Origin of the sequence: Paenarthrobacter sp. MSM-2-10-13 (genome assembly GCF_011605365.1) — a bacterium.
Classification (GTDB): Bacteria; Actinomycetota; Actinomycetes; order Actinomycetales; family Micrococcaceae; genus Arthrobacter.
In genome coordinates this window covers 415,528-428,660 of sequence record NZ_JAAOXO010000001.1, presented here as the reverse complement: position 1 = coordinate 428,660, position 13,133 = coordinate 415,528, and the positions used below count along the sequence as shown (strand labels likewise).

Genomic DNA, 13,133 nt, shown 5'->3' with positions numbered 1-13,133 from the left:
TACGGCATGGTGGAAGCACCTGCCTCCTCATTCTTACCGGCGCATTTTCGCGGAGCCAAGGCCACCGGCCTCAAATGGGCCGAAACTGTGGATAACTACACCAAACATCAGCAACGGTGGCAAAATGAAGCCATGCCCCGATTCCTGACTCTTGCGGACGTCGCAGAACAACTACAAATCAACTCGCCACAGGCCTACGCGCTGGTGAGGAGTGGCGAGCTGAAGGCCATTCAAGTGGGTGGCCGAGGACAGTGGCGTATTGAAGAGAAGATGTTGGAGCAATATATCGAAGACCGCTATGCAGAAGCTGGCCGCATGATCGAAGAGGCCAAGGCCAAAACCAACCGGTCTTAGTCCCCGCCGCTCCTGAAGTCCTGGTTACCCGCCGAGCAAAGCGCTGCCAACGAACTGAAGGGAATGGTCATTACCGCAGCCACCCTGCCGGGCCGGCGCGATTCACCGTTCTGAACCACCGCAAGGTCAAGGTAGTCCCGGCCGACCCTGTCTATTACTCCTTGCAGCTCATATCCATCACGTGCCGCTACTTTCAGATGAACCACCAGCTCGGCACGATCGCGTGCCAGTGCCCTCAGTGCTGAGGCGATGCCCAGCGACTGCTGTATCCGGGACGCAGGTTTCAGCGCTACCCTCCCGAGTCCTTCGTATGTCACAACGGAGGGATAGGGCAGTAACCACTCCCGCGCTCGCTCCGTCAAGACCAGCCATTCGCCGCCCACGTGGCTCAACCGTCCTCGTATGACCCTGCCGTCAATCAGAACGACCTTGATGTCCGCTCCGAAGGCCCCACGCAGACGGTCAGCCAATTCGATGCCCGCCAGCTCAACCCTTGCCCGCTCTGTGATCTCGAGTTCGGCTTCCAAGGCGCGCCCCGCCGAGAATTGTGCTTCCAGATCGCTAAAGAGAGAGTCCCATCTCATGTGGTCAGACTAGGCTGCATGAAGGATGTGCGACGAATCGGAGAGGTACATCAGGGTTGCAACTGGACAAGGCACTGCAAACATGTTCAGAATGAGTCAAATAGATCAAACCGCATCAAATTGCATCAAAGGGAGCATGGGGGCTTTTAGTGGCAAAAGTATTGCGTAGTGACTCTGCCCTGGCAGCGTTTGTTCTTGGGCTGGGACTGTCCTTGGTACTTACGGGAAATGTGCTGCTTACGCAGTGGCAGGCAGCGGAGCGGCATGGTCAGACCCTTACCTTCGAACATCTTCTCGGCTTCTCAGCCAACGCAGTGGGACTTTCTGTTGTCATCTGGTGGGCACTGACGTTCTTCATCGCTTTCCTGGCATCGTTGTTGCATCGGGTTGGGCACAAGAAGAGCGCCCATCTCCTTTCACGGTTCAGCCCCGCCTTTATGTTGCGGCTCGCGGTGGCCGTCATGAGCCTGAATCTCATGGGCGCGGGAATAGCCCAAGCAGATGCCGCACCACCGGAACCTGGCTGGCAAAGCGCCTCTCCTCATAGGGCGCCGGGAAAAGTGGCGTGGACTCCGGCTTCCTTGGACCGCGCGAGTTCCATCCCGCGATCTGTAGACGATGCCCATGCTTCAGCATCCCGGCCTCATGACCCGCGCTGGCAACCCCGGCCCCCCGTGGTTGACCCGGGGTTGCTAAGCCGCCAGTCCACACGTTCAACCACCCCAGCGGGAGAAGCCGCCGTTGTTGTTGAGGATGGCGACTCGCTATGGTCGATTGCGGCCTCCCGGCTCGGACCCTTTGCAACCGACGTGGACGTCGCGTTGACGTGGCCCAAGTGGTATGCCGCCAACAGGGCAGTCATCGGAGGGGACCCCACCGTGCTACTCCCGGGGCAGGTTCTTCAGCCCCCGGCACCAAGCTAGTAAGGCCGGGACTTCAGTGCCCGCTTCCTCCATAAGGACCGTCCGCTCAGGGACAACCTTCACATCTCAAAGCCAATCCGTAGTGTCATCCCAGCAGAAGCCAATGAGTAAAGCGTCCCCACGCTGCAACTCATGTAGTGAATGCCAGAGGTATGACCATGACCCTTGCAACGAAAACCCGGCCAGCAGGCCCTCGGAGCACGCAACATACGGCACCAGCATCCGGCCAAAGCGGCTCGGACATCGACGTCCGGCTTGTTGCCCGAAGCATCGCGCAGGCAACCTTGGAAGTACTGGCGGGAACCCGTCCCGTCCAGCAGCTCTCACGCTCGCTGGACGCCGAGTGTTATCTGTCGCTCCAGCATCGGGCAGCATTGACCCGAAAACACTCAGCCAGGAGCCGAGGTACTGCCCAACCGCACCGTAGTCCCATGGTGCGTTCGGTTCGGGTCTGTTCCATTTCCGAATCAATCTGTGAAGCAAGCATCGTCGTCGCTGAGGAGCAGCGTTGCCGTGCCGTCGCCATGAGGCTGGAGCGGCTGGACGGTGTTTGGCAGGTTACCGCCCTGGAAATAGGGTAGGCCCAACCGATCGTGCTTTGAGAGAAAGCAAAAAAGGTGAAGCCTGGACGTTCCGTCCGGGCTTCACCCTTTGCTGTGACCTCGTTACGGAAACCGCTTAGCGACGCTTCTTCTTTGCCTGTTTCCGCTGATCCTGACTTGCTGCTTTAGCAGGATTTCCGGACCGGCCCGATGCCCTACCCTCAATGCGCGTCTGGGTCGCTCCGTCTTCTCCGGGCGCGGTGTACTGCAGCTGCGCGGGCTTCTCCGGCGCCTGAAGGCCCGCCGCACGGATCTGAGGATCGTGGTGCTCTGTGTGTGCGCCGGAAGCCGAATCGTCTGCCACCACTACGTCTTCGGCTGGTGTTACTTCGACTTCCAGATTGTAGAGGAATCCGATACTTTCCTCACGAATGGCTTCCATCATGCTCTGGAACATGACAAACCCTTCGCGCTGGTATTCCACCAGGGGATCACGCTGGGCCATGGCACGAAGTCCGATTCCCTCTTTGAGGTAATCCATCTCGTAGAGGTGTTCCTGCCATTTACGCCCAAGGACCGAAAGCACAACCCGCCGCTCAAGCTCACGCATGCTCTCGGCGCCGATGGATTCTTCCCGCGCCTGGTAGACAAGCCGGGCGTCAGAGAGGATTTCCTCCCTCAGGAATTCTGCCGTGACCCTGGACTTACCGCCGGCTTCGTCAATGATTTCCTCGGCGGTAACCGTTGCCGGGTACAGGGTCTTCAGGTTTGCCCACAGCTGGTTGTAGTCCCAGTCGTCACCTGACCCCTCGGCCGTAGCGGCATCAATGAGTGAGTTGATGGTGTCTTCCAAGAAGAACTGCACTTTTTCGTGCAGGTCATCGCCTTCGAGGATGCGACGACGGTCGCCGTAGATGGCTTCACGCTGGCGGTTGAGGACGTCATCGTACTTGAGGACGTTCTTGCGCTGCTCGGCGTTGCGACCCTCTACTTGGCCTTGCGCCGACGCGATGGCGCGGGATACGAGCTTCGACTCCAGCGCTACGTCGTCGGGAACGGAGCTGTTCATCAGCCGTTCGGCCGCACCTGAGTTGAACAACCGCATGAGGTCGTCCGTGAGGGAGAGGTAGAAACGGGATTCGCCAGGGTCACCCTGACGTCCGGAACGTCCGCGCAACTGGTTGTCGATCCGGCGGGATTCGTGGCGCTCGGTGCCAAGCACGTACAGTCCGCCGAGGTCCAGAACTTCTTCGTGCTCGTCCTTGACGGCCTGCTTGGCTGCAGCCAGGGCCTCGGGCCATGCGGCCTCGTACTCTTCCGAGTTTTCCTCGGGATCCAACCCACGTTTGGCGAGTTCGGCGATGGCAGTGAACTCGGCGTTGCCGCCGAGCATGATGTCAGTGCCTCGGCCCGCCATGTTGGTTGCTACCGTAACTGCGCCTTTTCGTCCGGCCTGGGCAACGATGGACGCTTCCCTCGCGTGGTTCTTGGCGTTCAACACCTCATGCCGGATGCCTTCTTTGGCCAAGAGCTTCGAGAGGTACTCACTCTTTTCAACGCTGGTGGTACCCACCAGTACAGGCTGGCCGTTTTCATGCCGTTCAGCGATGTCCTGAACGACAGCATCAAACTTAACTACCTCGTTCTTGTAGACGAGGTCCGGTTGGTCGATGCGCTGCATGTCGCGGTTTGTGGGGATGGGAACGACGCCGAGCTTGTAGGTGCTCATGAATTCTGCGGCTTCGGTCTCAGCCGTACCGGTCATGCCAGCGAGCTTGGAGTACATGCGGAAGTAGTTCTGCAGCGTCACCGTAGCGAGCGTCTGGTTCTCTGCCTTGATCTCTACGTTTTCCTTGGCCTCGATGGCCTGATGCATGCCTTCGTTGTAGCGACGACCGGCCAGGATACGGCCGGTATGCTCGTCAACGATCAGCACCTCGCCGTCGAGGATGACGTAGTCCTTGTCCCGCTTGAACAGTTCCTTTGCCTTGATCGCATTGTTGAGGAAGCCGATCAACGGCGTGTTGGCAGATTCGTAGAGGTTCTGGATGCCGAGGTAGTCCTCTACCTTCTCAATCCCGGCTTCCAGCACGCCCACGGTTCGCTTCTTCTCGTCCACCTCGTAGTCGACGTCAGGCTGCAAGCGGAGGACAACTTTGGCAAATTCGCTGTACCACCGATTGGTGTCGCCTTGCGCAGGACCCGAAATGATCAACGGTGTACGTGCTTCGTCAATCAGAATGGAGTCCACCTCGTCCACGATCGCAAAGTTGTGCCCGCGCTGGACCAGTTCGCTGGCATCCCAGGCCATGTTGTCGCGCAGGTAATCGAAGCCGAATTCGTTGTTGGTTCCGTAGGTGACGTCAGCGTTGTACTGCTCGCGGCGTACCGTGGGATCCTGGTTGGACAGGATGCAACCACTGGTAAGGCCAAGGAAACGGTAGACCCTGCCCATGAGTTCGGACTGGTATTCGGCGAGGTAGTCGTTCACCGTGACAACGTGGACACCCTTGCCGGACAGCGCATTGAGGTATGCGGGAGCTGTGGCAACGAGGGTCTTGCCTTCACCCGTTTTCATTTCCGCGATATTGCCCAGGTGGAGGGCTGCGCCACCCATGAGCTGGACATCGAAGTGCCTCATTCCCAGCGTTCTGGAGGAGGCCTCACGGACAGCGGCAAAGGCTTCCGGGAGGAGTGCTTCCAAGGTTTCGCCGTCCTGGTGGCGCGACCTTAGCCGGTCCGTTTCCTCGCGGATTTCAGCGTCCGTGAAGGACTTGAAAGTGTCTTCCAGGGCATTGATGGAATCGGCATAGTTCCGCAGTGTCTTGAGTGTCTTTTTGTCACCCGTGCGGAGAAGTTTTTCGATTAGTGATGCCACGTGAAATTGCTCCCAGTCTCATGCTGCCGAATTCTGGCTGTTTCAGTCTACGGGAGAGACCAGCGCCACGTTGCCGGGTTCACCTCTGAGCGGACTGCCCGGCTGGACGTATTCTCCCGGGGCAGGACCATCGTTCGCCAGGGCTTCGGACAACGCTCCGGCGAGGTCCCCCGCTGGCCAGACGACCACCTCCTGGAGGCCGAGCCACGTTGCCATGAGCCTGAGTTCCGCGGCAAGTTCGACGGCGGTATCCGCTGGCGCGTCCATCTCACCAAAGGCGGAGCGCACCAGAAGCTGACGGGATATCCGATCGGCTTTCAAGTCCACTCTGGCAACGATGGCTTCCCTGAGCAGGAACGGCAAGACGTAATAGCCGAAACGTCTCTTGGCGGCAGGGGTGTAGATCTCAATCCTGTAATGGAATCCGAATAACTCCTCCAGCCTCCGTCTTTCGAAGACCAGGGAATCGAATGGGCTCAGGAGGGCCCTGCCTGCTGCTTTTCGCGGCAAGGTGGCATCGACGTGTTGGAAGGTTTCCCTGTCCCATCCCCGAACACTAACGCGTTCAAGACGGCCCGCGCGGACCAGGCGTTGCACCGAACCCGCGCCCGCCTTCAAGGGCGTCCGAAAGTAGTCGGAGAAGCACCTTACCGTGCCAATTCCGTGGGCTCGCGCGGCTGCATCCATGAGCCGGTCAAGGGACGCTTCAGCATCGCCTTCGGGCGGTTGGGCGTCTGGAACAACCCGGGAAGTGAGGGTGTATTTTCGCTCGAACTGCGCTGTCCTGGAAGCGGCGGAAATCCGGCCTTCCTCGAAGAGGTGCTCCAGCACCCGTTTGACGATATTCCAGTTCCAGCCCCAGTTATCACGGTCCGGGTCCTCGTCGTGACCGAGTTCTGCAGTCAACTCGGATGCAGTCATGGGAGGCCCTGAAGTGAGCGCAATCAGTATGCGGTCTTCCATGTCCTGCCGTACGGCCGGATCAAGACGGTGTGCGCCCACCCACGCCCGCTTTTGCCATACGAGCAGGTCCTGGAAATGCTCCGGCCGGATAAAGCTCGCCTCGTGTGCCCAGTACTCCATCATTTTGCGTGGCTTGCGGCTGGCCATCGATTGGAGGATGAGGGGATCGTAGTTGCCAAGCCGGGAAAAGAATGGAAGGTAGTGGCTTCGCGCCACAACGTTGACTGAATCGATTTGGACAAGCTGGATCCGGGCAAAGGTCCGGCCCACCGCCCGTGAAGTCACGGGGCCGGTGGGCCGGACCTTCGCTAATCCTTGAGCTGCCAATGCGATCCGCCGTGCCTGTGAAAGGCTCAGCGAAACGGTCATTGAAGTCCCTTCGTACCTAAGATGAGGCTTTACTTGGCTGTGGCGGCCTGATCATCGGAGCGGTAGGCGTGGATCTTCTCTTCCACGGCTTCCTCGCCGGGCTCGCAGTTGGAGTCGAGGGTGATCACGCCATAGGTCCAGCCACTGCGCCGATACACAACCGACGGCGCGTTCGTTTCCTTGTCCAGGAACAAGTAGAAGTTGTGTCCAACAAGCTCCATGTTGTCCACAGCATCATCGAGGGTCAGCGATGCTGCGGGAAATACTTTCCGGCGGATCAGGACAGGTGAGTCGCCTGCCGGAATGTCGTTCTCGATGTCGTAAGGAGACCGCTCATCTACCGCCGGTGCGGACTCATGATGATTGCTTGCCTCGACGTAAAGCGGCTCACTCGTACTGGCTGGTTCAAGTGTGGCCGTGGCTTCGCGCACAGCCTTGGGTGTGTGGCGGCCGTGGTGCACCTTCTTACGGTCCTTCGCACGACGAAGCCGCTCAAGCAGCTTGTTGTACGCCAGGTCGAAGGCAGCGAACTTGTCGGCGGCTGTGGCCTCGGCACGGATAACGGGGCCCCGGCCCAGGACGGTGACTTCTACGGTGAGCTCGCCAGGCGTCTGCCTGGGGTTGGTTTCCTTGGAAACCTTTGCGTCAACCCGCTGGACCTTATCCCCCAGCGATTCAATCTTTGAGATTTTTTCGCCGGCATATTCGCGAAAGCGGTCAGAAACTGTCAGATTTCGTCCGCTGATCATGAACTCCATGGTGCCCTCCAATAACTCAGGTGACACGACAACGGCGCTGTTGGGGGCTTGTCTGACGGACAGTCGAGCCCCTTTCCGAGCCGCTATCGACAGGTACATCTTTTCTTGGTACCCACAACCGACGTTAGTTCATCGCCACCGGTTATTCATCCTTTAGCCACTTATTTTTTGATTGAGTCTTAAGGACCGAACCGGGGTGGTCCATGGCCGCTGCGGAAGCGTAGGCTGGTGGCCTCGTGGCTGCGAGTACAACAGCGCCTGATATTAGGCCACCGGCAGCCGTGACCGCCCTTGCCGCCTCAGCGAGTGTGGCACCAGTGGTCAGGACATCGTCAACAAGTATGCATTTGCGGCCTTTGAGCTTGTCCGCTTGTCCCCGCCGTACTCTCATGGATCCTCGGACCCGGCGGGCGCGCTCACCTCTTCCGAGCCCCTTTTGACCTCCGCCTCCATATCCACCGGAAGCACGTCCCAGAACTTCGTCACCAAGGCGGGCCGCTCTCTGCCGGACAGCGTCGGGGCCCGCCACAAATACGCTCCACTCCCCCGACTTCTCCAGCACGTCAAGAATGGGGCAATGGAGCAGCATTCGGCGGATTCGGAGGAAAAAGAGCAGAAGGTGTACCGGGCTGAATCCTCGCCTCCGGAACGCCTTACCACTACTGGGAACGGGCACCAGGCAGTAGCCGGAGCGGCCCCCGATGGCAGCATCCACGGCTTTGGCCAAACAGGGAGCCAGAACAGAGGCAAGGCGCCATTGGCCGTAGCTCTTGAACGATAGGAGGCAACGGGCGAGCTCATCCCGATACGGCCCGGCCGCCACCACCCCGATCTTCGCTGTTCCATTGATGTCAATCAAAGCGGGTGACTCAAGTTCGGCCCGAAATGGCTGCCTGCACAGCTGACGGATTCTTCTTGCGCAACTGCTGCAAAGCACCGCATCTTCCGTCTCACAGCAGACGCAGTCCACAGGGATGAGCACTGCCAGCAGGTCAACCACAGTGCCATGCAGGGCGGCGATGATCCGGCCCGTTCTTCCTCGAAAAGGGCCACGACGCCGCGCCCCGGCAGTTTCAGGAACACCGAGGTCGGGATCGATACGGCGGAGGTACTTGTTACGGAACCATGGACCAAGGGAGGAGAACGTCATTCTGGCAGTTTGCACGTGATGTTCGCCTTGAAGAGGGCACGAGGGGAGCTATGTGGATAAAGGAGGGAAACTGGCACCGGGCGCTCAGCCCGGGAAGGCTGGTTCGGTAGGTCCCTTGAGCTGGAGCTCCCAGCCATTTCCGACGCGTTGGAAGATCCCTGCAGCCGACTGTCCGTAAATTTGCTCGGCGCCGTTTCCGACGCTGAGGCTGGTCAGGCCATCCCAAGGGGCCAACTGCTGCGGTTCACCGGATGCCAGCGACAGGAGTTCCGGAACCACTGTTGAAGTAGCCGAGCCGGACATCACCGCCACCGTGGACCCGTTGACCCAGGCGCCTTGATCGGCAGCACTATTACTGAGCAGTGTGATGGGAAGCGTGAGGTCCTTGGGAACACCGTCCGGGTTGCGGACGATACCCGTGATCTGCACGGCGGATTTACCGTTTGCCTCGGAAATGACCAAGGCCCTGGTTCCCTCGCGGGAAACCCTGAAATCCTTGACTGTTCGTCCCGTGAGCCAGGCCGGCGTCATGGTGACACTGGGAATCGCGGCACCTGGAGCTATCCCTGTGGGTTTGTAAGCCACAACTTCGGCGGCACCGGTTGCACCGGGCCCCGCTGTCCAGACCCAATCGTTCGGACTGAAGGAGGGTCCGGTAAGAGTGCTTCTGGTGGTTAGCTGTCGCGCTGCCTGCCCTGGTTCGATGGAGTAAAGCGTCGTCTTGTCGCCGTTGAGGAAAGCAGCGGTCTGGGAGACCGGCGACTCAGCGGGCGAGTGGGGACCAAGCCCGGCAACCGACTGTATGTCCGGCAGCGGAGTGACCCTGTTGTTCTCGTAGCGCACCAGATCGCCATTGTTCACTGCGATCTGGCGGGCAGGAACACTCTTGTCCAGCACCGGGGGCAGAACTGTCCCGTTGTCTTCAACACGCACCAGGTCCTGGTCGGCACGGAGCTGAACGTTAATGACATCGGGCTGACTACGGAACGTCAGTGCCAACTGATTTTGCATCCTCTGCCGGTCCTCGGCGGAGGCGTCAAAGAGTTCCTTGGCTGAGAGGTCCACCTGAGCTGCGCCGGAAACAACCGGCACAGATTCCCGTGCGAGCTTCATCCCCGATGGGAAGGCGCTGACCACGGCCCCTCGCAGGTAAGGGGCCGGCCCGGCAAGCAACGCGCTGGTCATGGACTTTACGGTGTTCTTCTTGATGAACCATCGATAGTCCGGCACCGCGTAGGTAAACGTCGGGTCATAGAAGTAGATGGGGTTGGCCCCGTAAATCACTTTGAACGTCTCTTCGGGGATGGCGGTGCCATCGGGCACCTTGGAAATACGCCATTCGCCCTCCACCTGCTCGAGCGTCAAGGGGATGGTTTCCTTGGTTCCGGGAGGGAACTGCGTTGCAACGCCGTCAGCATCCACTGAATAGGCAACGTCGAGCTCGTAAAGGTATTCGTTCTCCCCCGCTGCCTTGACTACCCGTTGCTCGCGAAACACCAAGGCGCGTTTGTCCGGTTTCCACGTCACCGACTGCGCCTGCGTCAGGAACTGGCGTGCCACGGGGTAGTCATCCTCATAACCGCTACCTGCCATGTAGAAATCCTCGATCACGGTCTCCGGGCTGGAACCTGCACGCGGAGCGGCAGGGAAAAAGACCGGGGCGTTGGGATTGCCGGCGCCCTCGTCCTTACTCTTGCCAACAGGCCCGGAGCGGGGAATTTGGGCGCAGGAAGCCAGCAGAATCATCAGCACGGCAAACAATGCGACCACTGCCCTGCCGCGTTGTGACCTTCCCGCACTCATGAGATCTCCCCTGTTCTGCCCTCGCCGGGACCGGGATCTCCCCCGGCGGCTTGGGGTTGCGCCGGAGTGTTGCCGGATTCCGGGGCCAGTACAAGCATCTGCCGTTCGCTTGGCGACCCGGGAAATTTAATGTCCGCAGGCTCCAACTGAAGGGGAGACTTCACAATGGTGCCGCCTTGCCGCAACGGAAGTGTCAACCGGAAGTTGGAACCGGCGCCCTTTCGCCCCCATGCCTGGAGCCAGCCGTTATGGAGCTTGGTGTCCTCGGCAGCGATGGAGAGGCCCAGTCCGCTTCCACCGGTGGTCCGGGCCCGTGCAGGATCTGCCCGCCAGAACCGGTCGAAAACCCTGGCAGCCTCAGCCTGGGTCATCCCAATACCGTGGTCCCTTACTGACACCGCTACAGCATCATGGTTGGCCGCAACGGAGATGTGGATTGGCTTTCCCTCGCCGTGTTCCAGGGCGTTGAGCAACAAGTTACGGAGAATCCGGTCGATCCTGCGCGAATCCATCTCCACGATGATGCTCTTCTGGCGGGCGTTCAGTCGCACTTCGGAGCCGTACTCCGCAGCAACCGGTGCCGCACCCTCCATGACGTGCGAGATCACTTGGAAGATGTCCTGCGGTTCTGCATCAAGGACGGCGGCTCCAGCGTCAAACCGCGAAATCTCCAGCAGATCCGACAGCAAGGACTGAAAGCGCTCAACCTGGTGGTAGAGCAACTCTGCCGACCTCTTGTTCATGGGATCAAAATCTTCGCGGGCATCGAACAGAACCTCGGCCGCCATGCGCACGGTGGTCAGTGGGGTACGCAGTTCATGGGATACATCGGACACAAAGCGCTGTTGCATCTGCGACAGGGTGGCCAATTGGGTGATCTGTTCCTGGAGGCTTGCGGCCATGTGATTGAAGGACGCGCCCAATCTCGCGACCTCGTCTTCCCCCTTGACCACCATGCGTTCCTGCAACTGGCCGGCAGCAAGCTTTTCCGACACCACGGCAGCATGGCTTACCGGGCTGACGACGTTACGGGTCACGTACCAGGCGATGGCACCAATCATGATGACAAGTGCCGCACCACCCGCCCACAGGACGTTCTGGATCTCGTCCAGTGTCTGTTGGGCTGTGTTGAGGTCGTAGATCAGATATAGCTCGTAGGCTGTTCCGTTGAATGTGACAAGGTTCCCCACGGCAATACCGGGTCTGTCCTCGTTTCCCACCGGGAACTGTGTGGAGGCCCAAAATTGCTGCTTGCCACCGCTTTGCACGGCCTTGCGCAGCTCGGGGGGAATGACGCGGACCGTTAGTTGGTCCGAAGCACGTGACTCGACCCACCGGTTACGGGGTTTTGTTTGTTCCGGGGCGGCTTCAAAAACGTATCTACGCTGTATAACCGAGCCGCGGCCTTCCACGGCAGTCAACGTGTCATAGACCAGGGTGATCACGCTTGACTGGTCGGTGACCTGCGCGCCGTCGAACGTGTCCTGTACTTGTTTGACGTTGAACCGTGACTCGGATTCCGCCTGGGCCAGCCGTTCCTGGAACAGGTTGTTGGCGATTTGGTTGGACAGGTATGCGCCCACAATGGCGAATGACGTCACTGCCAGAAGCAATGTGGTGAGGACCGTGCGGAACTCCAAGGACCGGCGCCAACGCCGCAACAGTGAACGCCAGACGAAGCGCAGTCCTGGCCTGATTTGCCTCATGCCAAGAGACACAAGGCGCGTAATCCGAAGGACGAGAATCAGGCCGCGGCGTGTCCAGATCCGTGCCCGGGACAGGAGCCAGGAAAGACTCTTGGTGTTCCTGGCGGGCCGCTCGTGGGTGGCGCCCACTGGCTCAGGGGAAGTTTCCGGGGACTCTGACTGTGCCGGGGTCACATGCTCGACTCCGGCCGCGCCGGGATCCTTGGCCCCCGGGTTCTCGCCCTCCGCGCCGGTCTTTCCGACCGGCGACTCAGGAACCTGCTTTATATCCGACACCACGCACCGTCAAAACGACCTCGGGCGCTTCGGGATCACGTTCAATCTTGGAGCGCAGCCGTTGGACGTGGACATTGACCAGCCGCGTGTCGGCGGCGTGGCGGTATCCCCACACCTGCTCAAGCAGAAGTTCACGTGTAAACACCTGCCACGGCTTGCGGGCCAACGCAACCAGGAGATCAAATTCAAGGGGAGTCAGCGAGATCCGCTCTCCGCCCCGGGTCACCAAGTGACCTGCAACGTCAATAGTGACATCGGCAATGCGCAGGGTTTCGGGGGCCTTCTGGTCCCCGGGCCGCAACCGCGCACGAACCCGCGCTACAAGCTCAGCGGGCTTGAAGGGCTTGGGCACGTAGTCATCGGCGCCGGATTCAAGGCCACGAACCACATCCGAAGTATCAGATTTTGCGGTGAGCATGACGATGGGAACGTCCGACTCGCCGCGGATTTGGCGGCATACCTCGATCCCGTCCGAGCCCGGGAGCATCAGGTCCAGGAGCACCAGGTCCGGCTTCGAGGAGCGGAAGATCTCCAAGGCCTGGCCGCCGTCTGCGCAGAACACCGGCTCGAAGCCATCATTGCGCAGGACGATGCCAATCATCTCTGCGAGTGCTTCGTCGTCGTCAACTACCAGAATGCGTGCCTTCATAGTTATATATTCCCTTATCGCCAAGTCTTTGTCCCGTTGGGCGCAGCGCACGGCATGGCGCCCCCGGGGCACTTCCACCGTACTGCACTGTTATTCACCACGCTCCGTGATGGCCGCGCGGGCGGCAGGCTATGAGGGACGACGGCGGGACTATAGGCTGGGTGCGAAGGTCCGTGTG

Annotated in this window: 11 protein-coding genes; 3 read left to right on the top strand and 8 right to left on the bottom strand. The window is 59.9% G+C overall.

What is annotated here, in order from left to right:
- Positions 1-132 precede the first annotated feature (132 nt).
- Positions 133-354 carry a helix-turn-helix domain-containing protein gene (locus tag HAV21_RS02050; protein WP_142938660.1) on the top strand — a complete coding sequence of 74 codons (222 nt, stop codon included), beginning with the start codon at positions 133-135 and terminating at the stop codon, positions 352-354.
- Here the strand turns inward: HAV21_RS02050 and HAV21_RS02045 are convergent.
- Positions 351-938: a hypothetical protein gene (locus HAV21_RS02045; protein ID WP_142938560.1), complete on the bottom strand. Its 588-nt coding sequence runs from the start codon at positions 936-938 to the stop codon at positions 351-353. The genes HAV21_RS02050 and HAV21_RS02045 overlap by 4 nt on opposite strands.
- Positions 939-1,087: 149 nt before the next feature.
- Between HAV21_RS02045 and HAV21_RS02040 the strand changes: the two genes are divergently transcribed.
- Entirely contained in the window at positions 1,088-1,861 is a 774-nt protein-coding gene (locus tag HAV21_RS02040) for a hypothetical protein (protein ID WP_166840133.1), read from the top strand.
- Between the two features lie 158 nt (positions 1,862-2,019).
- Positions 2,020-2,442 (top strand): Rv3235 family protein, encoded by a 423-nt coding sequence (locus HAV21_RS02035; protein ID WP_223940541.1) that lies wholly within the window; start codon positions 2,020-2,022, stop codon positions 2,440-2,442.
- Between the two features lie 97 nt (positions 2,443-2,539).
- On the opposite strand, the gene secA is transcribed toward HAV21_RS02035, so the two are convergent.
- The 7 genes from secA to mtrA all read right to left on the bottom strand — a co-directional run bounded on the left by secA (position 2,540) and on the right by mtrA (position 12,955).
- Positions 2,540-5,281 carry a preprotein translocase subunit SecA gene (secA, locus tag HAV21_RS02030; protein WP_166840131.1) on the bottom strand — a complete coding sequence of 914 codons (2,742 nt, stop codon included), beginning with the start codon at positions 5,279-5,281 and terminating at the stop codon, positions 2,540-2,542.
- A 42-nt stretch (positions 5,282-5,323) separates the two neighbouring features.
- A complete protein-coding gene (locus tag HAV21_RS02025; RefSeq protein WP_166840129.1) occupies positions 5,324-6,613 on the bottom strand; it encodes a crosslink repair DNA glycosylase YcaQ family protein in 1,290 nt (429 codons plus the stop codon).
- 29 nt (positions 6,614-6,642) lie between these two features.
- A complete protein-coding gene (gene raiA / locus HAV21_RS02020) occupies positions 6,643-7,371 on the bottom strand; it encodes a ribosome-associated translation inhibitor RaiA (protein ID WP_142938555.1) in 729 nt (242 codons plus the stop codon).
- A 142-nt stretch (positions 7,372-7,513) separates the two neighbouring features.
- Positions 7,514-8,521: a phosphoribosyltransferase family protein gene (locus HAV21_RS02015; RefSeq protein WP_166840127.1), complete on the bottom strand. Its 1,008-nt coding sequence runs from the start codon at positions 8,519-8,521 to the stop codon at positions 7,514-7,516.
- An 84-nt stretch (positions 8,522-8,605) separates the two neighbouring features.
- Complete coding sequence (locus HAV21_RS02010) at positions 8,606-10,324, bottom strand: LpqB family beta-propeller domain-containing protein (RefSeq protein ID WP_166840125.1); 1,719 nt, start codon at positions 10,322-10,324, stop codon at positions 8,606-8,608.
- Positions 10,321-12,309: an MtrAB system histidine kinase MtrB gene (gene mtrB, locus HAV21_RS02005; RefSeq protein WP_166840123.1), complete on the bottom strand. Its 1,989-nt coding sequence runs from the start codon at positions 12,307-12,309 to the stop codon at positions 10,321-10,323. The genes HAV21_RS02010 and mtrB overlap by 4 nt, the downstream gene beginning before the upstream one ends.
- On the bottom strand, positions 12,281-12,955 hold the full coding sequence (mtrA, locus tag HAV21_RS02000; protein WP_090818324.1) for an MtrAB system response regulator MtrA: 675 nt from the start codon (positions 12,953-12,955) through the stop codon (positions 12,281-12,283). Before mtrA ends, mtrB begins: the two co-directional genes overlap by 29 nt.
- Positions 12,956-13,133 lie beyond the last annotated feature (178 nt).

What these genes read in the sequence shown, in the direction of transcription:
- HAV21_RS02050 (WP_142938660.1), top strand. Translation starts at nt 133, where the DNA reads ATGCCCCGATTCCTGACTCTTGCGGACGTCGCAGAACAACTACAAATC.
- HAV21_RS02045 (WP_142938560.1), bottom strand. Translation starts at nt 938, where the DNA reads ATGAGATGGGACTCTCTCTTTAGCGATCTGGAAGCACAATTCTCGGCG.
- HAV21_RS02035 (WP_223940541.1), top strand. Translation starts at nt 2,020, where the DNA reads ATGACCCTTGCAACGAAAACCCGGCCAGCAGGCCCTCGGAGCACGCAA.
- HAV21_RS02025 (WP_166840129.1), bottom strand. Translation starts at nt 6,613, where the DNA reads ATGACCGTTTCGCTGAGCCTTTCACAGGCACGGCGGATCGCATTGGCA.
- raiA (WP_142938555.1), bottom strand. Translation starts at nt 7,371, where the DNA reads ATGGAGTTCATGATCAGCGGACGAAATCTGACAGTTTCTGACCGCTTT.
- HAV21_RS02015 (WP_166840127.1), bottom strand. Translation starts at nt 8,521, where the DNA reads ATGACGTTCTCCTCCCTTGGTCCATGGTTCCGTAACAAGTACCTCCGC.
- HAV21_RS02010 (WP_166840125.1), bottom strand. Translation starts at nt 10,324, where the DNA reads ATGAGTGCGGGAAGGTCACAACGCGGCAGGGCAGTGGTCGCATTGTTT.
- mtrA (WP_090818324.1), bottom strand. Translation starts at nt 12,955, where the DNA reads ATGAAGGCACGCATTCTGGTAGTTGACGACGACGAAGCACTCGCAGAG.